Source organism: Enterobacter sp. C4G1, assembly GCF_052886895.1.
Genome location: NZ_JBQVVV010000001.1, coordinates 445,399 through 467,761, shown reverse-complemented (window position 1 = coordinate 467,761; position 22,363 = coordinate 445,399). Strand labels below are relative to the sequence as shown.

The window sequence follows — 22,363 nt, the reverse complement described above, 5'->3', positions numbered from 1 at the left end:
GCTGAATTAGAGATCGGCATCCTTACATTCTTTATATTTCGGAGTTTGAAAATGTCTCTAAGCGTTGAAGCTAAAGCTAAAATCGTTTCTGAGTTTGGTCGTGGTACTAACGACAGCGGTTCTACCGAAGTTCAGGTTGCACTGCTGACTGCACAGATTAACCACCTGCAGGGTCACTTTGCAGAGCACAAAAAAGATCACCACAGCCGTCGTGGTCTGCTGCGCATGGTTTCTCAGCGTCGTAAACTGCTCGACTACCTGAAACGTAAAGATGTTGCACGCTACACCGCGCTGATCGAGCGTCTGGGTCTGCGTCGCTAAGTCTTGCGAGTTTCAGAAAAGGGGGCCTGATGGCCCCTTTTTTCAACCAGACGGCAGCAATTCACTGGAAACTATTGTATTGTTGCTATAAATGATCTTCATTGCAGAGGTTCGCGCGGCTAATGAGAGGCTTCACCCATGGGGGTGTCGGTTGTCATTAGTCGCGAGGATGCGAAGAAGATCGGGTTAAATCGTCAGCACGCCGGTGGTGTGCTGTCAAACATCTAAGAAAGGACAGAACTTTGCTGAATCCGATCGTTCGTAAATTCCAGTATGGCCAACACACCGTCACGCTGGAAACCGGCATGATGGCGCGTCAGGCTACTGCTGCCGTAATGGTAAGCATGGATGACACCGCAGTCTTCGTGACTGTTGTTGGCCAGAAAAAAGCAAAACCAGGTCAGGACTTCTTCCCGCTGACCGTTAACTACCAGGAGCGTACTTACGCTGCCGGTAAAATTCCAGGCGGCTTCTTCCGTCGCGAAGGCCGTCCAAGCGAAGGCGAAACCCTGATTGCGCGTCTGATTGACCGCCCGGTTCGTCCGCTGTTCCCGGAAGGCTTCGTAAACGAAGTTCAGGTTATTGCGACCGTTGTTTCCGTTAACCCGCAGGTTAACCCGGATATCGTGGCAATGATCGGTGCATCCGCTGCCCTGTCTCTGTCTGGTATTCCATTCAATGGCCCAATCGGTTCCGCGCGCGTTGGCTACATCAACGACCAGTACGTACTGAACCCAACCCAGGAAGAGCTGAAAGAGAGTAAGCTGGACCTGGTTGTTGCAGGTACTGAAGCCGCTGTTCTGATGGTTGAGTCCGAAGCAGAATTGCTGAGCGAAGACCAGATGCTGGGTGCCGTGGTATTTGGCCACGAGCAGCAGCAGATTGTTATCCAGAACATCAACGACCTGGTGAAAGAAGCCGGTAAACCACGTTGGGACTGGCAGCCAGAAGCCGTAAACGACGCGCTGAATGCACGCGTTGCTGCACTGGCGGGCGCACGTCTGAGCGATGCATACCGCATCACCGACAAACAAGAGCGTTACGCGCAGATTGATGTCATCAAATCTGAAACCATTGCTACGCTGGTTGCTGAAGATGAATCTCTGGACGCTAACGAGCTGAGCGAAATTCTGCACGCAATCGAGAAAAATGCTGTTCGTAGCCGCGTACTGGCAGGCGAGCCGCGTATCGATGGTCGTGAGAAAGACATGATCCGCGGTCTGGACGTTCGTACTGGCGTACTGCCACGTACTCACGGTTCTGCACTGTTCACCCGTGGCGAAACTCAGGCGCTGGTTACTGCGACCCTGGGTACTGCGCGTGACGCACAGAACATCGACGAACTGATGGGCGAGCGTACTGACAGCTTCCTGTTCCACTATAACTTCCCTCCGTACTCCGTAGGTGAAACCGGTATGGTTGGTTCGCCGAAGCGTCGTGAAATTGGTCACGGTCGTCTGGCGAAGCGCGGCGTGCTGGCTGTGATGCCAGAAGCGGATAAATTCCCATACACCGTGCGTGTGGTTTCTGAAATCACCGAATCCAACGGTTCTTCATCCATGGCTTCCGTGTGTGGTGCATCTCTGGCGTTGATGGATGCAGGCGTGCCAATCAAAGCTGCTGTTGCGGGTATCGCAATGGGTCTGGTGAAAGAAGGCGACAACTTTGTTGTACTGTCTGACATTCTGGGCGACGAAGACCACCTGGGCGATATGGACTTCAAAGTTGCGGGTTCCCGCGACGGTATCTCTGCACTGCAGATGGATATCAAAATTGAAGGTATCACCAAAGAGATCATGCAGGTTGCTCTGAATCAGGCTAAAGGTGCGCGTCTGCACATCCTGGGCGTGATGGAACAGGCGATTAACGCGCCGCGTGGCGACATTTCTCAGTTCGCTCCACGTATCCACACCATCAAGATCAATCCAGACAAGATCAAAGATGTTATCGGTAAGGGCGGTTCTGTTATCCGTGCTCTGACCGAAGAAACTGGCACCACCATCGAAATCGAAGATGACGGTACCGTGAAGATTGCTGCAACCGATGGCGAGAAAGCGAAATTCGCTATTCGTCGTATCGAAGAAATTACTGCAGAAATCGAAGTGGGCCGTATCTACGCTGGTAAAGTGACCCGTATCGTTGACTTTGGCGCATTCGTTGCCATCGGTGGCGGTAAAGAAGGTCTGGTTCACATCTCTCAGATCGCTGACAAGCGCGTAGAGAAAGTGACGGATTACCTGCAAATGGGTCAGGAAGTACCGGTTAAAGTTCTGGAAGTTGACCGCCAGGGCCGTATCCGTCTGAGCATTAAAGAAGCCACCGAGCAGTCTCAGTCTGCAGCTGCGCCAGAAGCGCCGGCAGCAGAACAGCAAGGCGAGTAAGGTTGCCATTTGCCCTCCGCTTTGCGGAGGGCTTATTATCAGGCAGGACGCCTTGTTAAGCCGCCGGGGGACAGGACGTTCATCCAATAGTTGTCTTCGGGAGTGGGAAATGAAGCCTTTTTTGCGCTGGTGTTTCGTTGCGACAGCTTTAACGCTGGCAGGATGCAGCAACTCTTCCTGGCGTAAGAGCGAAGTCCTCGCAGTGCCATTGCAACCGACTTTGCAACAGGAAGTGATTCTGGCACGCATGGAACAAATTCTTGCCAGTCGGGCTTTAACCGATGATGAACGCGCACAGCTTTTATATGAGCGCGGAGTGTTGTATGATAGTCTCGGTCTGAGGGCATTAGCGCGAAATGATTTTTCACAAGCGCTGGCAATTCGACCTGATATGCCTGAAGTTTTCAATTACTTAGGCATATATTTAACGCAGGCAGGCAATTTTGATGCTGCCTATGAAGCGTTTGATTCTGTACTTGAGCTTGATCCAACTTACAACTACGCGCACTTGAATCGCGGTATCGCATTGTACTACGGCGGTCGTGATAAGTTAGCGCAAGATGATCTGCTGGCGTTTTATCATGACGATCCTAATGATCCTTTCCGTAGCCTGTGGCTTTATATCGTTGAGCAGAAGCTCAATGAAAAACAGGCAAAAGACGCGTTACAACAACGCTTCGACAAGTCGGACAAGGAACAGTGGGGATGGAATATTGTCGAGTTCTACCTGGGTAACATTAGCGAAGCAACGCTGATGGAAAGACTCAAGGCAGACGCAACGGATAACACCTCGCTCGCTGAGCATCTCAGTGAAACCAACTTCTATTTAGGTAAGTACTACCTAAGTCTGGGGGATAAGGACAGCGCTACGGCACTGTTCAAATTAGCGGTTGCTAACAACGTACACAACTTCGTTGAGCACCGTTATGCATTGTTGGAATTATCGCTCTTGGGCCAGGAGCAAGACGACCTGGCAGAATCGGACCAGCAATAGCTGACGACATAAACATCAGCCCATAATCTTTTGATTGTCATCACCTTAACTGGTGAGGGCGTTGTTGTTCGTCAATACACCTACTTTGAGCCGGTTCACACTTTTCAATGAAAATTGCTAATCATTTTCACGATGAGCTAAGTAGACTGGCCGCCATTAATATCGAGGCACTTGTACTACATGGCTGAATTCGAAACCACTTTTGCAGATCTGGGCCTGAAGGCTCCTATCCTTGAAGCCCTTAACGATCTGGGTTACGAAAAACCATCTCCGATCCAGGCAGAATGTATCCCACATCTGCTCTCTGGTCGTGACGTGCTGGGCATGGCCCAGACTGGTAGCGGTAAAACTGCGGCATTCTCGCTGCCGCTGCTGAACAACATCGATCCGGACCTGCGCGCCCCGCAGATCCTCGTCCTGGCTCCAACCCGTGAACTGGCTGTTCAGGTTGCTGAAGCAATGACGGAATTCTCTAAACATATGCGCGGCGTAAACGTGGTAGCCCTGTACGGCGGCCAGCGTTATGACGTGCAGTTACGCGCCCTGCGCCAGGGTCCTCAGATTGTCGTCGGTACGCCGGGTCGTCTGCTGGATCACCTGAAGCGCGGTACTCTGGACCTCTCTAAACTGAGCGGTCTGGTACTGGATGAAGCAGATGAAATGCTGCGTATGGGCTTCATCGAAGACGTAGAAACCATTATGGCGCAGATCCCGGAAGGTCATCAGACCGCTCTGTTCTCTGCAACAATGCCAGAAGCAATCCGTCGCATTACCCGTCGTTTCATGAAAGATCCGCAGGAAGTGCGTATTCAGTCCAGCGTAACCACTCGCCCGGACATCAGCCAGAGCTACTGGTCTGTGTACGGTATGCGCAAAAACGAAGCGCTGGTACGCTTCCTGGAAGCAGAAGATTTTGATGCGGCGATCATCTTCGTTCGTACCAAAAACGCGACTCTGGAAGTGGCTGAAGCTCTGGAACGTAGCGGCTACAACAGCGCAGCGCTGAACGGCGACATGAACCAGGCCCTGCGTGAGCAGACTCTGGAGCGTCTGAAAGACGGTCGTCTGGATATCCTGATTGCAACCGACGTGGCAGCACGTGGTCTGGACGTTGAACGTATCAGCCTGGTTGTTAACTATGATATCCCAATGGATTCAGAGTCTTACGTTCACCGTATCGGTCGTACCGGTCGTGCGGGTCGTGCGGGTCGTGCGCTGCTGTTCGTTGAGAACCGTGAACGCCGTCTGCTGCGTAACATTGAACGCACCATGAAGCTGACTATTCCAGAAGCTGAGCTGCCAAACGCAGACCTGCTGGGCAAACGCCGTCTGGAAAAATTTGCCGCGAAAGTACAGCAGCAGCTGGAAAGCAGCGATCTGGACCAGTACCGTGCACTGCTGGCGCAGATTCAGCCAACCGCTGAAGGCGAAGAGCTGGATATCGAGTCACTGGCTGCTGCGCTGCTGAAAATGGCACAGGGTGAGCGTTCTCTGATTGTTCCACCAGATGCACCGATGCGTCCTAAGCGTGAATTCCGCGACCGTGACGAGCGTTTCGAACGTCGTGGCGACCGTAACGATCGTAATGACCGTGGTCCGCGTGCTGACCGCCCAGAGCGTGGTGGCGAAGACCGTCCACGTCGTGAGCGTCGTGACGCAGGTGAAATGGAACTGTATCGCATTGAAGTGGGTCGTGATGATGGCGTTGAAGTTCGTCATATCGTTGGCGCGATCGCTAACGAAGGCGACATCAGCAGCCGTTATATCGGTAACATCAAGCTGTTCGGTTCTCACTCTACTATCGAGCTGCCAAAAGGTATGCCGGGCGAAGTATTGCAGCACTTTACTCGTACTCGCATCCTGAACAAGCCGATGAACATGCAGTTGATGGGTGATGCTCAGCCGCGTGAGCGCAGCGAACGTCGTGGTGGTGATCGTCCATCTGGCGAACGTCGTAGCTTCGGTGGCGGTGAGCGTCGTGAAGGCGGTCGTCCTCCTCGTCGTGAAGGTGGTGCGCCAGGCGCAGGTCGCTTCAGCGGCGAACGTCGTGAAAGCCGTGGTCCACGTCGCGATGAAGGTTCCAGCCGTCGCCGTGACGCGTAAACCTTACGCTTCTGACGTAAAGTAAAATATACAGCCCCGATAGCATCTATCGGGGCTTTTTTTATTCCCTTTGTACTCTTGTACTGGTACAGTGCGGCGCATTAAAATGCAGGACCAACATTTTTAACTGGAGACATGGCTGTATGGCGACACTAACCACCACACAAACATCACCTTCGCTGTTAGGCGGCGTAGTGATCATCGGCGGAACCATCATTGGTGCGGGGATGTTCTCCCTGCCGGTGGTCATGTCCGGTGCGTGGTTCTTCTGGTCGCTGGCGGCGCTGCTCTTCACCTGGTTCTGTATGCTGCATTCCGGGCTGATGATCCTCGAAGCGAACCTGAATTACCGTATTGGTTCCAGTTTCGACACCATCACTAAAGACCTGCTCGGGAAAGGCTGGAACATCGTGAATGGTATTTCCATCGCGTTCGTGCTCTATATTCTGACCTACGCATACATTTCTGCGAGCGGTTCGATTTTGCATCACACCTTCTCGGAGATGTCCCTGAACGTCCCGGCACGTCTGGCAGGGCTGTGCTTTGCGCTGGGCGTGGCGTTTATTGTCTGGTTAAGCACCAAAGCGGTAAGTCGCATGACGGCGATTGTGCTGGGCGCAAAGGTGATTACCTTCTTCCTGACCTTCGGCAGCCTGCTCGGGCACGTTACCCCGACTACGCTCTTTAACGTGGCAGAAGCCAATACTTCCTATATGCCGTACCTGTTGATGACCCTGCCGTTCTGTCTGGCGTCATTTGGCTACCACGGTAACGTACCGAGCCTGATGAAGTACTACGGTAAAGATCCACGCACCATTGTGAAGTGTCTGGTCTACGGCACGTTGCTGGCGCTGGGGTTGTATGTGATTTGGCTGCTGGGAACGATGGGGAATATCCCGCGTCAGGAATTTATTGGGATTGCTCAGAAGGGCGGAAACATTGATGTGCTGGTTCAGGCGCTGAGCGGTGTGCTGAACAGTCGAAGCCTGGATCTCCTGCTGGTAGTGTTCTCCAATTTTGCGGTAGCGAGCTCGTTCCTTGGCGTGACGTTAGGCCTGTTCGATTATCTGGCGGATTTGTTTGGCTTTGATGATTCTGCGATGGGGCGCTTCAAAACCGCGTTGCTGACCTTCCTGCCGCCGATTGTGGGCGGCCTGCTGTGGCCGAACGGTTTCCTGTACGCCATTGGCTATGCCGGGCTGGCGGCGACCATCTGGGCGGCAATTGTTCCCGCGCTGTTGGCGCGTAAATCACGTAAGCGCTTCGGTAGCCCAACATTCCGCGTCTGGGGCGGCAAGCCGATGATTGCGCTGATTCTGGTGTTTGGTGTTGGCAACGCGCTGGTGCATGTGCTGTCGAGCTTTAATCTGTTGCCGGTGTATCAGTAAACGCCTCTTTTCACCCTCTCCTGTGGGAGAGGGCTGGGGTGAGGGCAACGAAACGCACTACTCTACATTTCCTCTTTCACCTGCATTGCCAGCTCAAACGAGTGCAAACGCGCCTGGTGATCGAAAATCTGCCCGTTAACCATAATCTCATCCGCCTGTGTCTCGCGCAGCACCGCTTCCAGCCCGTGACGCACCTTCGCTTTATCACCCACCAGAGACATACTCAGCGCCTGCTGTACGCCATACTGCTCGGAAGCAGACCACAACTGGTGCATATTCTCCACCGGTGGTGGCAGCTGGCCCGTTTCACCGCGACGTAGTTTCACAAACGCCTGCTGCATAGAGGTAAACAGGAATTCTGCATCGCGGTTACTGTCGGCCGCAATGATGTTGATACACACCATCGCGTACGGTTTTTCCAGCCGTTCAGACGGTTTGAAGTTCGTACGGTAGAGATGCAGTGCCTGGTGCAGCATATCGGGTGCAAAGTGTGAGGCAAATGCAAACGGCAGGCCGAGCTGTGCTGCCAACTGAGCGCTATACAGGCTCGACCCCAGCAGCCATACCGGGATCTTTTCGCCGTAGCCCGGCACAGGGCGCACGTGCGGGTTCGGATCGCGCGCATCGAACCAGTCCACCAGCTCAGCAACATCGCGCGGGAAGTTATCAATGTCACCACTCATATGGCGGCGAAGTGCGCGCATAGTCGGCTGGTCGCTGCCAGGCGCGCGGCCAAGCCCTAAATCAATTCGGCCGGGATAGAGAGTATTCAGCGTGCCAAACTGCTCGGCAATCACCAGCGGGGCATGGTTAGGCAGCATTACGCCGCCGGAACCAAGGTGCAGAGTCGTGGTGTTCGCTGCCAGATAACCAATCAGCACTGAGGTGGCAGCGCTGGCGATACCAACCATATTGTGATGCTCAGCCAGCCAGTAGCGGTGATAGCCGCGTTTTTCGGCCAGTTGAGCAAGAGCAAGTGAGTGCGAAAAGGCTTCTCTCGCGGAGGCACCTTGAGGGATCGGTGCCAGGTCCAGCACCGAAAATGGAATGGTTTTAGCGGTCATAGCAGCTCACTTTGTCGACGGTCAATCTTTAATACTGCATCAAAGTTTAGTAACCGTTGTTAACAAAGTGAGCCTTTTTTAGGCCTGAAGTTCCAGGCCGGCGAGACGCTTCCAGTAACCATTGCAGTCACTATTAGCGGTCAGCGGCAGCGGAGACGAACCGTTTTCGTTAGCGCGGAAGGCATCCAGCATCGCAAACACGTTGGTATCCAGCGGAGATAAGCGCACCATGTCCACCAGCCCGTTCATCGATGCCAGTTCGTTGCCGAGGTTGTAAACATAGCCACTCATGGTCTGAATACCGTTCAGGACAAAGACCTGCTGGTTCTCCTGCGACAGCATACTGCGTCCGTTTGGATATTTGATGCAGCAGGTTTCGCATTCGTCTTTCGGGCGGTCTTCAGAGCGCGCGGTAAAACAACGCGCAGAGTAGGCCAGCGGCAGATGGCCATAGCTCAACACTTCCACGTCGAACTGGTTACGGATACCCAGCTCTTCGCACTGTGTCAGCAGGTTTGCCAGCCAGTCGCGGGAGAGTTCGACCGGCATGCACCAGCGCGTCATTCCTTGTTTCAGCAGCAGACGCAGCGTGACGGCGTTATAGCAGTTCAGGGCATGTCCGGCGACAAACGGCAGTTTGCGTTCGGCGCACATGTTCACCACGCCAAGATCGCTTGCCTCTATCAGAAAATCACCGTTTTCCACATAGCGTTTCAGCTCGCCCAGTTCGGATGAGGCCTGAACCAACGCCAGGGTTGAGAGCACAATCTGCTTGCCGCTTCCCGCCAGGTTTTTGGCCATATCAAGCCAGTCACCCACTTTAGTTGCCCGGCGCTTGCTGCATACTGCCTCGCCGAGGTAAATCACATCGGCGCTGCTTGTCGCCGCCTGCTGGTAGAAATCTTCCAGCGTCTCTTTTGACCAGTAGTAAAGCACAGGCCCTAATGAATATTTCATGGTCTTCTCACTGCCATTTACGGTGATACGCGCCCAGCGTAGTTTGCGTGCCTTCGGACATTGAACCGAGCGTGTCCATCCAGGCGGGTTGCGGCGCATAGTTTTGTGGGTCTGCCATGCAGCGATCGATGGCCTGACGCCAGACTTTCGCTACCTGGCTCACATAGGCAGGGCTACGCTGGCGACCTTCGATTTTCACGGAAGCAATGTTTGCCGCCAGCAGTTCCGGCAGCAACTCCAGCGTATTGAGGCTGGTGGGTTCTTCCAGTGCATGATAGCGCTCGCCATCGACCAGATAACGGCCTTTGCACAGCGTCGGGTAGCCGGCGTTTTCGCCGTCCTGATAACGGTCGATCAGCACTTCATTCAGGCGGGATTCCAGCCCTTGCGGCGTTTGCTGCCAGCGAACAAAGCGGGCAGGGGAACAGGCCCCCACAGTGTTCGGGGACTCACCGGTTAAATATGAGGAGAGATAGCAACGTCCTTCCGCCATGATGCACAGGCTGCCGAACGCAAAAACTTCCAGCGGAACTGGCGTGACGCGAGCGAGTTGCTTAACCTGATGAATAGAGAGCACACGCGGCAGTACCACGCGGGCCACGTCAAAATGGCGATGGTAAAAGCGAACGGCTTCTTCGTTGGTGGCGGATGCCTGAACAGAGACATGACGCTCAATATGCGGATAACGTTCTGCTGCATACTCAAGCATAGCGAGGTCGGCCAGGATCAGCGCATCGGCTCCTAGCTGTGCCGCCATGTCCACTGCGCGTTGCCAACGGGCGTAGCCATCAGGATGGGCAAAGGTATTGATAGCAATATGTAGCTTGCGGCGGTGCTGGTGGACGAAGTTAACGGCTTCCTGAAGCTTTTTCTCCGTGAAGTTGAGGCCAGCAAAATGGCGGGCGTTGGTATCATCTTTCAGCCCGATATAAACCGCATCGGCACCATTTTCGATGGCCGCCTTAAGCGCCGGAAGGTTTCCGGCAGGGCAGAGCAGCTCCATAATTTGTCCTGATAATCTCGATCTTGGCGATCGCAAAATTGTTAACGAACTGGGATTTTAATTAACCCATACGCGACAATTTTTGATTTAAGGCAGCTAATGGCGTATTGATGACACCAATAATGGCTCACGCCGGACGACGGTTTGTTGATTTACGCCGCTATGTTGGCCTCAGGATATGGCAAAATAACAGGACTATAGATTTCAGGGAGTAAAGCTCGTGCTGGATAAACTGCGTTCACGCCTCGTACAATTTGGTCCATCAATGCTGAGCGTGCCGGTAAAACTGACGCCATTCGCGCTGAAACGCCAGGTTCTGGAACAAGTACTGAGCTGGCAATTCCGCCAGGCGTTACAGGAAGGTGAGCTGGAATTCCTTGATGGCCGCTGGTTGAGTATTGAAGTCCGCGATATCGGGCTGCGCTGGTTTACTTCGGTAGAGAATGATCAGCTGATTGTTCGGGAATCTGCTGAGGCAGACGTAAGCTTTAGCGCTAACGCCAGCGATCTGCTGATGATCGTCGCGCGTAAGCAAGATCCTGACACACTCTTCTTCCAGCGTCGTCTGGTTATCGAAGGGGATACAGAGCTTGGCCTGTACGTGAAAAATTTGATGGATGCCATTGAACTGGAGCAGATGCCGAAAGCGCTGCGCGTGGTTCTGTTGCAAATGGCTGATTTTGTAGAGGCCGGGCTGAAAACCCCGCCTGAAAGTAAACACACTTCAGTAGGTGAGCCATGCTGATTCGAGTTGAAATTGGGATTGATGCACCGGGTATCGATGGGTTATTACGCCGTTCTTTTGCGAGCGATGCCGAAGCCCGACTGGTCCACGATCTCCGCGAAGATGGCCTGATCACCCTGGGTCTGGTTGCCACCGATGATGAAGGTCAGGTTGTCGGTTATGTGGCATTCAGCCCGGTGACGGTTCAGGGTGAGGAGCTTCAGTGGGTGGGAATGGCGCCGCTGGCGGTAGACGAAAGCTACCGTGGCCAGGGCGTTGCCCGTCAACTGGTCTATGAAGGACTGGATTCGCTGAATGAGTTCGGTTATGCCGCCGTTGTCACGCTGGGTGATCCTGCGTTCTACGGTCGTTTAGGTTTTGAACAGGCGGCGCATTACGATCTGCGCTGTCGCTGGCCGGGCACCGAGTCTGCGTTCCAGCTTCACCGCCTGGCAGATGATGCCCTGAATGGCGTAAACGGACTGGTGGAATACCACGACCACTTCAATCGCTTTTAATCAGGCTCTCACGTAGCGCCTCAAAGTACCCGTCTCCGGTGACGAGGCGCTCTTTCTGGCGCTTCGTCAGCTGCTTGATGCGGTATTCCAGCCTGAGCGCCAGCGAACGATCGCCCACGTGAGCCGAAAAGACCAGCCGCAATTCCCCTTTCCCGCGTAGCGCTTTTGCCCCTTTCCCCGATTGATGTTCCAGGAAACGCCGCTCCACATCCGTGGTGATCCCGGTATAGAGTGCGTTATCAGCGGTGCGGACAAGATAAAGAAACCAGGACACAGTAAACAGATTCAGTATGTTAAGGTGAACGCACCTTAGCATGAGAGACAAGAAAAATGGAAACACTGACGGCCATTAACCGTTGGCTGGCGAAACAACATGTCGTCACCTGGTGTGTTTATGATGACGGTGAAATGTGGTGTGCGAATGCGTTCTACTACTACGATCCTGAGCGCGTGGCCTTCTACGTCTTAAGTGAAGATAAAACACGTCATGCGCAGATGACAGGCCAGCTGGCGAAGGTCGCTGGTACGGTTAACGGCCAGCCGAAAACGGTCGCTTTGATCCGTGGCGTCCAGTTCAAAGGTGAGATCCGTCGTCTTGATGGTGAAGAGAGCGACGCGCAACGCAGGCGCTACAATCGTCGTTTTCCTGTCGCCATTGCGCTTAAAGCGCCGGTGTGGGAAATCCGCCTTGATGAACTAAAATTTACAGATAACACACTGGGGTTTGGTAAAAAGATCCACTGGCTGCGTCAGGAGTAAGGTATGAGTCAGGTACTAATTACAGGTGCGACCGGGCTGGTGGGTGGGTATCTGCTGCGTATGCTGATTCAGGAGCGAAAAGTGAACTACATCGCCGCCCCGACGCGTCGTCCGCTTGCCGCCATGCCCGGTGTTTTTAATCCTCATGCGCCGAAACTGAGCGATGCACTGGCTCATGTGTGCGACCCAATTGATATCGCCTTTTGTTGTCTGGGCACGACCCGCCGTGAAGCGGGCAGTAAAACGGCGTTTGTTCACGCTGACTACGCGCTGGTTGTGGATACCGCACTCAGGGCGAAAAGGCTCGGGGCCAAACATCTGGTGGTCGTCAGTTCGATGGGGGCAAACGCAAACTCGCCATTCTTTTACAACAAAGTGAAAGGAAAAATGGAAGCCGCGCTGATTGCGCAGAAATGGGAACATCTGACGATTGTTCGCCCCTCCATGCTGCTGGGGCACCGCGACAAGCGTCGTTTTAACGAGTCGATTTTTGCGCCTTTGTTTCGGATCCTTCCCGGTAACTGGAAATCAATTCATGCGCGTGATGTCGCACGTGCAATGCTGAAAGAGGCGCTGTCGCCATCGCAGGAGGGCGTTAACATTATCCCATCGGCAAAATTACGTGAACTTGCGCGAGGTGAGGCGTAGTATCTTCGGGCTTATTAACACTCCCTGGGGAATGCTATGACTGGTCAGTCTTCATCTCAGGCGGCTACGCCATTTCAATGGTGGAAACCCGCTCTCTTCTTTCTCGTTGTTATCGTTGGTCTTTGGTATGTGAAGTGGCAACCCTATTACGGAAAAGCATTCACTGCCGCCGAAACGCACAGTATCGGCAAATCCATTCTTGCTCAGGCTGATTCCAGCCCGCTTCAGGCGGCGTGGGATTACGCGATGGTCTATTTCCTTGCCGTCTGGAAAGCTGCAGTGTTGGGTGTGCTCTTAGGCTCACTGATTCAGGTGCTTATCCCGCGTAACTGGCTGGTGAAAACCTTAGGGCAGCCGCGTTTTCAGGGCACGCTTCTGGGGACGATATTCTCTTTGCCTGGCATGATGTGTTCTTGCTGTGCAGCGCCTGTTGCAGCCGGAATGCGCCGCCAGCGCGTTTCAATGGGCGGTGCACTGGCATTCTGGATGGGTAACCCGTTGCTGAACCCGGCCACACTGGTGTTCATGGGGTTTGTCCTCGGCTGGCATTTTGCGTTTATCCGCCTTGTTGCAGGGTTATTGACGGTGCTGGTGGTCGCAACGCTTGTGCAGAACCTGGTGAAAGACAAGACCGTTGAGCCTGTGTCTGTGGACGTGACCATCGCCGAGCCACAGGGCAGCTTCTTTGCGCGTTGGGGCAAAGCACTTTGGCAGCTGTTCTGGAGCACTATCCCGGTGTATATCCTGGCGGTTCTGGTGCTTGGGGCTGCGCGGGTTTGGCTGTTCCCTCATGCCGATGGCGCTATCGATAACTCGATGCTGTGGGTGATTGCGATGGCCATTGCAGGCTGTCTGTTCGTTATCCCTACGGCCGCTGAAATCCCGATTGTTCAGACGATGATGCTGGCTGGCATGGGGACGGCTCCGGCCCTGGCGCTGCTCATCACCTTACCTGCGATTAGCCTGCCGTCGCTTATCATGCTGCGTAAGTCATTCCCGGCCAAAGCCCTGTGGCTGACTGCGGGTCTGGTGGCATTGAGTGGAGTGATTGTGGGCAGTATTGCGCTGATATAAAAAAAGCCCGGTAGCGCTGGCGCTTACCGGGCCTACAGTCAGGTGTGTGTTATTTGATGTAGGTAAACGCGGTGGTGACGTGTTTCACGCCGCTTACCCGGCTGGCGATATCGGCAGCCGCTTTCCCTTCGCGGTCGGTGACCAGGCCCAGCAGGAACACTTCGCCGTTTTCGGTGGTGACTTTCACGTTGGAAGATTTCACCTGGTCAGTGCCCAGTAACTGAGAACGGACTTTGGTGGTGATCCAGGTATCGGACGATGCGTCTCCAAGACCAATCGGCTGCCCCTGACGCACTTCGTTAAAGACTTCTGTCGTACCCTCTACACCCATCGCGATCTGTTTGGCGCGGGAGGCGAGTTCCATATTCGGTGCCTGGCCCGCCAGTAGCACTTTGCCCTGATACGCCGTTACGTTGATGCGCGCTTCTTTCTTAATCTGTTCGTCTTTCGACAGTGCGCTGTTTACGCGCAGTTCCAGTGTACCGTCATCAACCTGAGTACCCACGGAGCGAGGATCGGTTGCTGCCTTTGTACCAACGGCTGCAGTACCCACAACAGCCGCAGCAATACATCCCTGAAGTAGCAGTGCAGACATCAGGACTGCGAGGGTCGATAAAGCCTTCATGAATACTCCTTAATCATCCTGGTGAGGGAAAAGCGTGTTATCGATCAGATCGCATAAGCAATTCACCGTGAGCATGTGCATTTCCTGAATGCGTGCGCTGCGATGAGAAGGAATGCGAATTTCCACATCCTGCGGCCCCAGAAGGCCTGCCAGCTCACCGCCGTCATAACCCGTTAACGCCACGATAGTCATATCGCGGGTGACAGCTGCTTCAACGGCTTTGACGATGTCGCGGCTGTTACCACGCGTGGAGATAGCCAACAGAACATCTCCGGCGTGACCCAGGGCGCGCACTTGCTTCGCGTAAATTTCGTCATGCAGACGATCGTTAGCAATCGCTGTTAAGACCACATTATCGGTGTTTAGTGCAATGGCAGGTAAACTAGGTCGTTCTGTTTCAAAGCGATTTATCATGCTGGCAGCAAAATGCTGTGCGTTGGCGGCCGATGTGCCATTGCCACAACAGAGGATTTTGTTGCCATTAAGCAGGGACTGTACCAGCGTCATCGCTGCGCGAGAAATCGCGTCCGGGAGGGCTTCCGCCGCTGCAATCTGAGTCTGAATGCTTTCTGTGAAGCACACTTTAATTCTTTCGAGCACGTTATCCCTTTAAATCGTATTCAGGTGTCTTCGCCAAACGCGTTTTTCAGCCACTCAATGTCGTTTCCGGTGAAGGCTACCACATCGAACCGGCAATCCACAGTATCAAAGCTCCCATTATGGCGGGCAAGCCACAAGAGGGCTGTCTGTAATAATTTTTGTTGTTTGGCGGGCGTCACGCTGGCGGCAGCCCCGCCAAATTGCGATGACTGCCTGAAGCGTACTTCGACAAACACGGTCGTTTGACCGTCTTTCATAATAAGGTCGATTTCGCCGCCCCGTCCGCGAACGTTGGCGGCGATAAAGCGCAGTCCCTTGCCTTCAAGCCAGCGACGCGCTTTGATTTCCCACGCGTCACCGGTCTGTTTACGGCTTAACTGGCCGGGACGACCTGCCCCTGCTGGTATTTGAGCCATGATAACTTCCTGTTAATCACGCAGTCCTGAGTGGCGGTCAAATCGCCGGTGTTGCCGTTGAGTTCGAACCCTGGCACCTGGCGCATCTGAGTAAAGTGGTTTGCCAGCGCCCATGCATCAACACCCATGGCATACAGGCGTGCCAGAGAGTAATCGTTACGCACGGCGCCCAGCGCCTGCTGCATCAGTGCCGGGTTACTGCCCGCCAGCATTGGAATTTCGCTGTATTGCAGGCCTTCCATTTCCAGACGGAAATCTGGGCCAGCCGTGCCTTGTGCGCTGCGAGAGCTTGCGTACAGTGTTGCACCGCTCTGGCTGCCGTTACGCATGGCGATCATCGGTTTGATGAACGCGATCTCTTCCGGGGTAGCGACGATGTAAGCAGCATCAACTTTACCGCCACCGCTGATTTGCGCATCGGTCGGTGGGGCAGGAATGTTCAAGCCACCAATGGTGACACCCTGCTGTTGTGGCAGGCTTGCTGAAACCGGGCTGCCGCTGAGCGAAATGCCCGCGCCGCTGTTGACACCGCCTCTCAGCTCAGACACTGAGCCAAATTTCTGCTGTAAAACAATGCCACCGCCCAGCTTCTGCCACTCTTGTGCAAATGCTGTCGCCACGCGGTCACCCAGCGTGCTGCGCGGAATGAGCAGCAGTGGCGCTTGTTTACCCTGCTCGTGAATATGGCGCGCCGCATCACGGGCTTCATCTTCCGGAGAGAGAGCGAAGTAACAGATATTCGCACGATTCTGAACTTGCTCTGGCTGGTTAAGCGCCAGGACATTCAGGGTGGTGTTGCTTTTCATCAGCTCATCGACGTTGTTTTTCAGCAGTGGGCCAACCACGATGCTGGCACCGTCCTGCTGAACCTGCGCCAGAACCTGATCGAGCGGCTGTGAGCTGGTGTCGTAGATTTTCAGCTCTGCGCCCGGATTCGCGCCGGTTGTCGCTACAGCCTGTGGCTGTGCTGCCGGTTGTTGCGCAGGCTGTGTCGTCTGAGGTTGTTCAGTCGCCTGCGGCTGTGCAGCTGTCGCAGGAGCTGCCTGGGTTTCTGGTGCAACAGGCGTTGTCGCTGGTGTCTGTGCCGGGGCCGCTGCTGATGCAGTCGCGGCTGGCGTTGTTGGCGCCGTGACCGGGTTTTGCATCGTACCCTGGGCAGGCGTTTGTGCCGTTGTCAGGTCGCTGGTTTCGGCAGCTGAAGGGCTGACCACGGTGTTGACGTTAGCGGCCTGAGCGGCCTGCTCTGGCACGGCATTGCCTGCAACGGCCGTTGTGCCGTTTTTCGCCGCTTCAAAACCCTGCTGGATCGCGCGACTGAATACCGCCGCCTGGCCGTTTAACGGCAGCAGCAGGGCGATTTTGCTGGTGGACGCAGGTTTAAAGTTCTGCACGTTAACCAGCTGCGTTGGCAGCATCTTCGCGCCAGGGTTTTGCGGGTAGCGAGTCTGCCAGTCGGTAATACCGGCTTTCAGCATGTTCGGATCGTTGCGGTTGTTAAACCACATCTGTTGCAGATCCAGCCAGCCCTGCAATACGTTTTCGTCGGCGTTGATCACCAGCTGCTGCGCTTGTTCCTGCGTCATTGAGGAGAGCGACTGCCAGGTGGCATCGATATTTTTTTGTTTGTCGGCAGCGCTAAGCAGTGGCTCCTGGGCAATCAGTGCGCGGAGCAGCGGCAGGGAAGCACGGCCCTGTTCTGCGGTGATACCTGCTTGCCAGAAACGAGCCTGCTGGTTTTTATCCAGCGCGCTGACGTCGATGTCGCCGAGGATCTTTTTGGCGGCCGCATAATCTTTCTGTGCCACTTTCAGCTCTGCTGAAAGCAATACCTGCTCACGACGCTGCGTGTCGTTAAGATCTTGCGGCAGCTGGTTGAACAGATCGGCGGCCTGCTGGGTTTTACCTTCTTTCAGCAGTGCACGAATGGCGAGTAATTGCCAGTTGGTCTTGGTATCATTTGAGCTCTGCGACATTTGTTGCAGATAAAAGCCAGAATCAGCCTGCGCGGATCCCTGCATATGGGTAGCGCTTTGATCGGGTGCCTGGGTGCCACAGCCTGCAAAGATCAGGGCTGCCAGCAGCAGAGGCACGCTGCGCGCGGCTTTTGTTCGAAGAAACGTTAACGGTACCATACTGTATCCAGTGATTTTTTTTACGCAATGCTCAATATTAAATCGGCAATACGGACTAAACAATGAAACAACGCGAAACGGCAGATAATTCTCAAGGCCAGCTTTATATTGTACCTACTCCTATCGGGAATTTGTCTGATATTACCCAACGTGCCCTCACTGTATTACAAGCCGTTGATTTAATTGCTGCTGAAGATACCCGCCATACCGGTTTACTGCTGCAGCACTTCGCTATTAACGCCCGAATGTTTGCCCTGCACGATCACAATGAGCAACAAAAAGCTGACACGCTGGTGGCGAAACTGAAAGAGGGGCAGAACATCGCCCTGGTGTCCGATGCCGGAACACCGCTGATTAACGATCCTGGCTACCATCTGGTGCGTACCTGTCGTGAAGCGGGTATTCGCGTTGTACCATTGCCGGGACCGTGCGCCGCGATTGCCGCATTGAGTGCGGCGGGTTTGCCGTCCGATCGTTTTTGCTATGAAGGCTTCCTGCCGGCGAAATCAAAAGGCCGCCGCGACGTGCTAAAAGATCTGGAAACCGAACCGCGCACGCTGATTTTCTATGAATCTACCCACCGTTTACTGGAAAGCCTGGACGATATGGTCACCGTCTGGGGTGAAGCCCGCTACGTGGTGCTGGCGCGTGAGCTGACGAAAACCTGGGAAACCATCCACGGCGCCCCGGTTGGCGAGCTGCTGGCGTGGGTAAAAGAAGACGAAAACCGTCGTAAAGGCGAGATGGTACTGATTGTTGAAGGCCACAAATCAGAAGAAGACGCACTGCCTGCGGATGCCATCCGCACCCTGACGCTGCTGCAAAGCGAGCTGCCACTCAAGAAAGCGGCTGCGCTGGCGGCGGAAATTCACGGCGTGAAGAAAAATGCGTTGTATAAGTACGCGCTGGAACAGCAGGGGGAGTAAGCCTCTTGCCCATGTATTTGCCGGGGGGCGGCTGCGCCTTACCCGGCCTGGAAGGTCAGACTTCTAAACACTTAAACAACAATCAGTTCAACTGATGTCTGTTTTAACGCTTTGCTGTCTTTCTCGACAATCCCTTCATCCGTAATCACGCAATCAATCTTCGCCATTGGCAGTACCTGATTGAATCCGCGGCGGTTGAACTTGCTGGCATCCAGTACCGCAATCACCTTATGGGCGGCGGCGGCCATCACGCTGCTGATCGCATAGCCTTCATTGAAGGTGGTAATGCCGTTTGTGGCGTCTATTCCGTCGGCACCCACGAACATCAAATCTGCGCTGATACCCGCAAGTGAGCGCTCGGCAATGGTGCCGTGCATTGAGTGGGTCTTATGGCGTACCGTACCGCCGCAAACCACCAGCGTAATGTCTTTGTTTTCAGAAAGGGCAAACGCGGCGGGAAGGCTGTTTGTGATAACCGTGATGTTGGCTTTTTTGGTCAGCGCTTCGGCAATCAGCATCGTTGTACTGCCGCTGTCCAGGATAACCGTCATCCCTTCTTCAATCATGGCTGCGGCGGCCAGTGCAATACGTTTTTTCGGGTCGCTTGCCAACTGATAACGATCTTCCAGGATGACTTCCTGGTTTTCGCTTTCGGCCAGATTGCTACCGGGCCTTGCTGCGCCACCGTGAAAACGTGTGACCAGCCCCTTTTCTTCCAGCAGGCGCAGGTCGGTACGAATCGTCACTTCCGAAATCCCAAACAGACTCGAAAGATCCAGCACCATGACGCTGCCCTGAGCGTTGACGAGGTCAACTATTTTGTTCCTTCGCTCAAATGAGTTCATATTGATTTGCCTGACAATTAACTATCCCTATTCTAATCGAAGGTATGCGAAAGGTGTACGATAATATTCGAAAGTAAATGTGAGCCAGCTCAGGTTGCTGGCTCGAAGGCTCAAGCGAGGCGTAGCATTATCTTGCCCTGCATGGGCGAGCCGTTCAGTGCCTGCACGGCCTGGGCAAAGCTTTCGCTATTGCCAACGTGCGCAATGAGCGGTTCCAGCTTCAGTTTTTTCTCTGTGAGCAGGCGCGCGGCCGTTTCCCACTCTTCGCCCGGCCAGGGGGCGGAATAGTTCATCCAGCTACCGAAAATGGTCAGCTCTTTTCGCAGAATTTTGCCAAATGTGGCAGCCGATAAATTCAGGTCATGGTGCAGCGTTCCCACCAGCGCCACTTTTGCGCGTGGCCCCGCGATATCAATAGCCAGCGAAACGGTCTGCGGCGCACCGGCCGTTTCCAGCACCAGTTGCTCAAAGCGGTTATCGTTCAGCTGGGCCGAGATCGCTTCAGCACTCATGACTTTACTGTTGAATATGCAGGTTGCTCCAAGCGTTTTCGCCAGCGCGAGCTTATCGTCGTTGATATCAATGGCGGTCACGCTTTTGGCACCCAGGGCCAGCGCGCACTGCATCGCCAGCAGGCCGATAGTGCCAGCGCCAACCACAATGACGTTTTTACCTTCGCATCCTGAAGCAAGGTGAAACGCATGAAGCCCTACGGTAATGGGTTCTATAAACGCGCCGTCTTCAATGCTCATCTCCGCGGGTAAACGGAACAGATTAGCGCGGTTAACGACGATGTATTCTGCGTTACCCCCTTCGCTGCGTGAACCGACAAACTGGTACTGCTTACATAACGAGTAGTAGCCTTTCTCACATTCCGGGCAGGAAAAACAGGGCAGCAGCGGGACGCAGGCAACTGCATCACCAGCCGTGAGATCGGTCACAGCCGAACCACAGGCTTCAACATAGCCGCTAAATTCATGGCCCAGGGTGATGGGGTAATAGTGTGCCCCTTTGGCGAAAATACGCGGGATGTCTGAGCCGCATAACCCCGAGCAGACTACGCGCACCAGCACATCATCCACCGCCTTAATTTGTGGGACAGGGCGTTCTTCAACGCGCACGCTGCCCTCAGCATGAATTACCACTGATTTCATGATTCACTCCAGAAAAAAAGGGGGAGCATCGCTCCCCGGATATCAAGATGCCGTCTGGTTTTGCGGGTTACTGGCCTTCTTTTCCGCAGCCATAAACGCGCGGGCACGACGCCAGGTGAGCAGAACGCCGGTGAAGTAAATCGCGCCAATCACGATAAAGCCCACCACGTTTTGCCAGGTAAAGAGCTGAATCAACAGCCAGGTAATCGGGGAACCGCCCTGGTCCATCGAGGCCACCAGCCCACCGGCTTTCAGTGCCCCGGCGTTCTGGGCAAGCTGCGTATGCAGGCCGATAGTTTGTGTGGCGATCCACAGCGTAATACCCATGATAATCACGCCGGAGATAAGCGTGCGGAACAGGTTGCCCTGATGCACGGCCACGGCCATCGCCACGAAGAAACCAATGGTGGCAAGGTCGCCAAACGGCAGAACCTGGTTACCCGGAACAAGCACTGCAATCAGAATGGTGAGCGGGATAAAAATCAGGCTCGCAGACACCACTGACGTATGGCCCAACAACAGCGCAGGATCAAGGCCGATTAAGAACTCCTGGCCGCCAAACTTAGCCTGCAAGCGCTTGCGGGCATGTTTTGCAATCGGCGTCAGGCCGTCCATGATAGGTTTGATAACGCGCGGCATCAGCAGCATGACGGCTGCGGTTTTGACCGCCAGCTGTAAGATGTTTTTGGCGTCGTACCCTGCCAGCATCCCGATGACCAGCCCCATGACGAAGCCGACGGTGACCGGCTCTCCAAACGGGCCGAAGCGTTTTTGAACATCATCAGCGCTGAAATGAATGCGATTAAGCCCCGGGATCTTCTCAATAAGCGTGTCCACAAGCACGGCGATAGGGCCAAGGTAGGCCGATGAACCGTGGGGAATGGCAATCCCCTCAAGCCCGAAGAAATCCCGCGTATCTTTGGCAAACCAGTCACCCAGTTTGTAAACAAACGCTGCGTGCGCCACAACACCCAGAATACCCAGCCAGTACGAACCGGTAGCCAGATGAAGCATTGCGCCGGTGAAGGTCATATGCCAGATGTTCCAGATATCCACGTTCACCACGCGCGTCATTCGTGTAACAAGCATGACCACGTTCACACCAATCGCCACAGGAATAGCAACCAGTGCAATTTGCGATGCCCAGGTCATTGGGGAGGAGCCTGGCCAGCCCACGTCCACAACATGAAGATTAATCTGGAAATGCTCCGCCATTGCCTTCGCTGCTGGGCCGATGGAGTCCAGCATCAGGCCGATAACCAGCCCAATTCCCACGAAGCCAATACCGATATGCAAGCCTGATTTGAAGCAATCGCCCAGTTTCATCCCCAGTAATTTCGAGAAGATGATAATGACGATTGGCAGCATTACGGTCGGCCCCAGATCGAGGATGTACCGCATGATTTCGGTAAACATGGTTTTACCCCTCGAGGATGGTCAGGATTTTTTGCTGCAACGCTTCAATGCCGACACCTGAAACAAACGGCATCCCATGTACTACCGGAATGTCGCCAAAGGATCTGTCGACTTTAGCCGTGGTACAAATCAGGTCTGCACCGTCCATATAGGTTTCAATTTCGGTTACGCGGCACTGCACCAGATCTAGCTCAATGTGGTGGGCTTCACACAGCTCTTTGATCTCTTCTGCAGCCATGGTTGAGGTGGCGACTGCACCGCCACAGGCAACAATAATTTTGCGTTTCATAGGGTACTCCTTTTTATTATCAGTAT

24 protein-coding genes are annotated in these 22,363 nt (G+C 54.3%); 12 read left to right on the top strand and 12 right to left on the bottom strand.

Annotation, left to right across the window (positions count from 1 at the left end; translation table 11 throughout):
* The first annotated feature begins 51 nt into the window (after nt 1-51).
* From rpsO to mtr, 6 genes are all read left to right on the top strand, one after another.
* Nucleotides 52-321, top strand: coding sequence for a 30S ribosomal protein S15 (rpsO, locus tag ACT9TW_RS02225; protein WP_003861789.1), 270 nt, complete (start codon nt 52-54; stop codon nt 319-321).
* A 242-nt stretch (nt 322-563) separates the two neighbouring features.
* Complete coding sequence (gene pnp, locus ACT9TW_RS02220) at nt 564-2,702, top strand: polyribonucleotide nucleotidyltransferase (RefSeq protein WP_446491579.1); 2,139 nt, start codon at nt 564-566, stop codon at nt 2,700-2,702.
* Nucleotides 2,703-2,811: 109 nt separating this feature from the next.
* Nucleotides 2,812-3,696: a lipoprotein NlpI gene (gene nlpI, locus ACT9TW_RS02215; protein WP_315686930.1), complete on the top strand. Its 885-nt coding sequence runs from the start codon at nt 2,812-2,814 to the stop codon at nt 3,694-3,696.
* A 107-nt stretch (nt 3,697-3,803) separates the two neighbouring features.
* Nucleotides 3,804-3,884: a protein YrbN gene (yrbN, locus tag ACT9TW_RS02210; RefSeq protein ID WP_097397692.1), complete on the top strand. Its 81-nt coding sequence runs from the start codon at nt 3,804-3,806 to the stop codon at nt 3,882-3,884.
* Nucleotides 3,877-5,799 (top strand): DEAD/DEAH family ATP-dependent RNA helicase, encoded by a 1,923-nt coding sequence (locus ACT9TW_RS02205; protein ID WP_315686929.1) that lies wholly within the window; start codon nt 3,877-3,879, stop codon nt 5,797-5,799. The genes yrbN and ACT9TW_RS02205 overlap by 8 nt, the downstream gene beginning before the upstream one ends.
* A 143-nt stretch (nt 5,800-5,942) precedes the next feature.
* Entirely contained in the window at nt 5,943-7,187 is a 1,245-nt protein-coding gene (gene mtr / locus ACT9TW_RS02200; protein ID WP_446491578.1) for a tryptophan permease, read from the top strand.
* Nucleotides 7,188-7,249: 62 nt separating this feature from the next.
* Here the strand turns inward: mtr and ACT9TW_RS02195 are convergent, their stop codons facing one another.
* The 3 genes from ACT9TW_RS02195 to ubiU form a co-directional block, all read right to left on the bottom strand.
* Nucleotides 7,250-8,251 carry a luciferase-like monooxygenase gene (locus ACT9TW_RS02195; RefSeq protein ID WP_446491577.1) on the bottom strand — a complete coding sequence of 334 codons (1,002 nt, stop codon included), beginning with the start codon at nt 8,249-8,251 and terminating at the stop codon, nt 7,250-7,252.
* A gap of 78 nt (nt 8,252-8,329) precedes the next feature.
* Nucleotides 8,330-9,208, bottom strand: a complete 879-nt coding sequence (locus ACT9TW_RS02190; RefSeq protein WP_446491576.1) for a U32 family peptidase — start codon at nt 9,206-9,208, stop codon at nt 8,330-8,332.
* A 7-nt stretch (nt 9,209-9,215) separates the two neighbouring features.
* A complete protein-coding gene (ubiU, locus tag ACT9TW_RS02185; protein ID WP_182062620.1) occupies nt 9,216-10,211 on the bottom strand; it encodes a ubiquinone anaerobic biosynthesis protein UbiU in 996 nt (331 codons plus the stop codon).
* A 220-nt stretch (nt 10,212-10,431) separates the two neighbouring features.
* Here ubiU and ubiT point away from each other — a divergent pair, with 220 nt between their 5' ends.
* Together ubiT and ACT9TW_RS02175 are read left to right on the top strand one after the other, a co-directional pair.
* Nucleotides 10,432-10,956, top strand: a complete 525-nt coding sequence (gene ubiT, locus ACT9TW_RS02180; protein WP_446491575.1) for a ubiquinone anaerobic biosynthesis accessory factor UbiT — start codon at nt 10,432-10,434, stop codon at nt 10,954-10,956.
* Nucleotides 10,950-11,453, top strand: coding sequence for a GNAT family N-acetyltransferase (locus ACT9TW_RS02175; protein WP_315686924.1), 504 nt, complete (start codon nt 10,950-10,952; stop codon nt 11,451-11,453). The genes ubiT and ACT9TW_RS02175 overlap by 7 nt, the downstream gene beginning before the upstream one ends.
* On the opposite strand, the gene ACT9TW_RS02170 is transcribed toward ACT9TW_RS02175, so the two are convergent.
* Nucleotides 11,440-11,769: a GIY-YIG nuclease family protein gene (locus tag ACT9TW_RS02170; protein ID WP_315686923.1), complete on the bottom strand. Its 330-nt coding sequence runs from the start codon at nt 11,767-11,769 to the stop codon at nt 11,440-11,442. The genes ACT9TW_RS02175 and ACT9TW_RS02170 overlap by 14 nt on opposite strands.
* A gap of 14 nt (nt 11,770-11,783) precedes the next feature.
* On the opposite strand from ACT9TW_RS02170, the gene ACT9TW_RS02165 reads away from it, so the two are divergent.
* From ACT9TW_RS02165 to ACT9TW_RS02155, 3 genes are read left to right on the top strand one after another with little or no spacing between them, the layout of a single operon-like run.
* Entirely contained in the window at nt 11,784-12,212 is a 429-nt protein-coding gene (locus ACT9TW_RS02165; RefSeq protein WP_446491574.1) for a YhbP family protein, read from the top strand.
* Between the two features lie 3 nt (nt 12,213-12,215).
* Entirely contained in the window at nt 12,216-12,860 is a 645-nt protein-coding gene (locus ACT9TW_RS02160; protein WP_182062610.1) for an NAD(P)H-binding protein, read from the top strand.
* Nucleotides 12,861-12,896: 36 nt separating this feature from the next.
* Nucleotides 12,897-13,934 carry a permease gene (locus ACT9TW_RS02155; protein WP_182062608.1) on the top strand — a complete coding sequence of 346 codons (1,038 nt, stop codon included), beginning with the start codon at nt 12,897-12,899 and terminating at the stop codon, nt 13,932-13,934.
* Nucleotides 13,935-13,983: 49 nt separating this feature from the next.
* On the opposite strand, the gene dolP is transcribed toward ACT9TW_RS02155, so the two are convergent.
* Genes dolP through ACT9TW_RS02135 form a run of 4 tightly spaced genes read right to left on the bottom strand, consistent with a single transcriptional unit; the run spans nt 13,984 to nt 17,707 of the window.
* Complete coding sequence (gene dolP, locus ACT9TW_RS02150) at nt 13,984-14,559, bottom strand: division/outer membrane stress-associated lipid-binding lipoprotein (protein WP_182062606.1); 576 nt, start codon at nt 14,557-14,559, stop codon at nt 13,984-13,986.
* A gap of 9 nt (nt 14,560-14,568) precedes the next feature.
* A complete protein-coding gene (gene diaA / locus ACT9TW_RS02145; RefSeq protein WP_003861754.1) occupies nt 14,569-15,159 on the bottom strand; it encodes a DnaA initiator-associating protein DiaA in 591 nt (196 codons plus the stop codon).
* 20 nt (nt 15,160-15,179) lie between these two features.
* Entirely contained in the window at nt 15,180-15,575 is a 396-nt protein-coding gene (locus ACT9TW_RS02140; RefSeq protein ID WP_182062604.1) for a YraN family protein, read from the bottom strand.
* The gene (locus ACT9TW_RS02135) at nt 15,533-17,707 is read right to left on the bottom strand and encodes a penicillin-binding protein activator (RefSeq protein ID WP_446491573.1); all 2,175 of its coding nucleotides are present in this window, start codon (nt 17,705-17,707) and stop codon (nt 15,533-15,535) included. The genes ACT9TW_RS02140 and ACT9TW_RS02135 overlap by 43 nt, the downstream gene beginning before the upstream one ends.
* Before the next feature lie 62 nt (nt 17,708-17,769).
* On the opposite strand from ACT9TW_RS02135, the gene rsmI reads away from it, so the two are divergent.
* Nucleotides 17,770-18,633, top strand: a complete 864-nt coding sequence (gene rsmI / locus ACT9TW_RS02130) for a 16S rRNA (cytidine(1402)-2'-O)-methyltransferase (protein WP_446491572.1) — start codon at nt 17,770-17,772, stop codon at nt 18,631-18,633.
* A 71-nt stretch (nt 18,634-18,704) separates the two neighbouring features.
* Here rsmI and ACT9TW_RS02125 read toward each other — a convergent pair whose 3' ends face one another.
* From ACT9TW_RS02125 to gatB, 4 genes are all read right to left on the bottom strand, one after another.
* Nucleotides 18,705-19,478, bottom strand: a complete 774-nt coding sequence (locus ACT9TW_RS02125) for a DeoR/GlpR family DNA-binding transcription regulator (RefSeq protein ID WP_182062599.1) — start codon at nt 19,476-19,478, stop codon at nt 18,705-18,707.
* A 110-nt stretch (nt 19,479-19,588) separates the two neighbouring features.
* Nucleotides 19,589-20,632: a galactitol-1-phosphate 5-dehydrogenase gene (gene gatD / locus ACT9TW_RS02120; protein WP_446491571.1), complete on the bottom strand. Its 1,044-nt coding sequence runs from the start codon at nt 20,630-20,632 to the stop codon at nt 19,589-19,591.
* Between the two features lie 42 nt (nt 20,633-20,674).
* Complete coding sequence (locus ACT9TW_RS02115) at nt 20,675-22,048, bottom strand: galactitol-specific PTS transporter subunit IIC (RefSeq protein ID WP_446491570.1); 1,374 nt, start codon at nt 22,046-22,048, stop codon at nt 20,675-20,677.
* Between the two features lie 4 nt (nt 22,049-22,052).
* On the bottom strand, nt 22,053-22,337 hold the full coding sequence (gene gatB / locus ACT9TW_RS02110) for a PTS galactitol transporter subunit IIB (RefSeq protein WP_000823261.1): 285 nt from the start codon (nt 22,335-22,337) through the stop codon (nt 22,053-22,055).
* Nucleotides 22,338-22,363: the final 26 nt, after the last annotated feature.

Bases quoted from the DNA above. Each gene is read 5' to 3' on its own strand.
- rpsO (WP_003861789.1), top strand. From the start codon at position 52: ATGTCTCTAAGCGTTGAAGCTAAAGCTAAAATCGTTTCTGAGTTTGGT.
- nlpI (WP_315686930.1), top strand. From the start codon at position 2,812: ATGAAGCCTTTTTTGCGCTGGTGTTTCGTTGCGACAGCTTTAACGCTG.
- yrbN (WP_097397692.1), top strand. From the start codon at position 3,804: ATGAAAATTGCTAATCATTTTCACGATGAGCTAAGTAGACTGGCCGCC.
- ACT9TW_RS02205 (WP_315686929.1), top strand. From the start codon at position 3,877: ATGGCTGAATTCGAAACCACTTTTGCAGATCTGGGCCTGAAGGCTCCT.
- mtr (WP_446491578.1), top strand. From the start codon at position 5,943: ATGGCGACACTAACCACCACACAAACATCACCTTCGCTGTTAGGCGGC.
- ACT9TW_RS02195 (WP_446491577.1), bottom strand. From the start codon at position 8,251: ATGACCGCTAAAACCATTCCATTTTCGGTGCTGGACCTGGCACCGATC.
- ACT9TW_RS02190 (WP_446491576.1), bottom strand. From the start codon at position 9,208: ATGAAATATTCATTAGGGCCTGTGCTTTACTACTGGTCAAAAGAGACG.
- ubiU (WP_182062620.1), bottom strand. From the start codon at position 10,211: ATGGAGCTGCTCTGCCCTGCCGGAAACCTTCCGGCGCTTAAGGCGGCC.
- ACT9TW_RS02175 (WP_315686924.1), top strand. From the start codon at position 10,950: ATGCTGATTCGAGTTGAAATTGGGATTGATGCACCGGGTATCGATGGG.
- ACT9TW_RS02170 (WP_315686923.1), bottom strand. From the start codon at position 11,769: ATGCTAAGGTGCGTTCACCTTAACATACTGAATCTGTTTACTGTGTCC.
- ACT9TW_RS02165 (WP_446491574.1), top strand. From the start codon at position 11,784: ATGGAAACACTGACGGCCATTAACCGTTGGCTGGCGAAACAACATGTC.
- ACT9TW_RS02160 (WP_182062610.1), top strand. From the start codon at position 12,216: ATGAGTCAGGTACTAATTACAGGTGCGACCGGGCTGGTGGGTGGGTAT.
- ACT9TW_RS02155 (WP_182062608.1), top strand. From the start codon at position 12,897: ATGACTGGTCAGTCTTCATCTCAGGCGGCTACGCCATTTCAATGGTGG.
- dolP (WP_182062606.1), bottom strand. From the start codon at position 14,559: ATGAAGGCTTTATCGACCCTCGCAGTCCTGATGTCTGCACTGCTACTT.
- ACT9TW_RS02140 (WP_182062604.1), bottom strand. From the start codon at position 15,575: ATGGCTCAAATACCAGCAGGGGCAGGTCGTCCCGGCCAGTTAAGCCGT.
- ACT9TW_RS02135 (WP_446491573.1), bottom strand. From the start codon at position 17,707: ATGGTACCGTTAACGTTTCTTCGAACAAAAGCCGCGCGCAGCGTGCCT.
- rsmI (WP_446491572.1), top strand. From the start codon at position 17,770: ATGAAACAACGCGAAACGGCAGATAATTCTCAAGGCCAGCTTTATATT.
- ACT9TW_RS02125 (WP_182062599.1), bottom strand. From the start codon at position 19,478: ATGAACTCATTTGAGCGAAGGAACAAAATAGTTGACCTCGTCAACGCT.
- gatD (WP_446491571.1), bottom strand. From the start codon at position 20,632: ATGAAATCAGTGGTAATTCATGCTGAGGGCAGCGTGCGCGTTGAAGAA.
- ACT9TW_RS02115 (WP_446491570.1), bottom strand. From the start codon at position 22,048: ATGTTTACCGAAATCATGCGGTACATCCTCGATCTGGGGCCGACCGTA.
- gatB (WP_000823261.1), bottom strand. From the start codon at position 22,337: ATGAAACGCAAAATTATTGTTGCCTGTGGCGGTGCAGTCGCCACCTCA.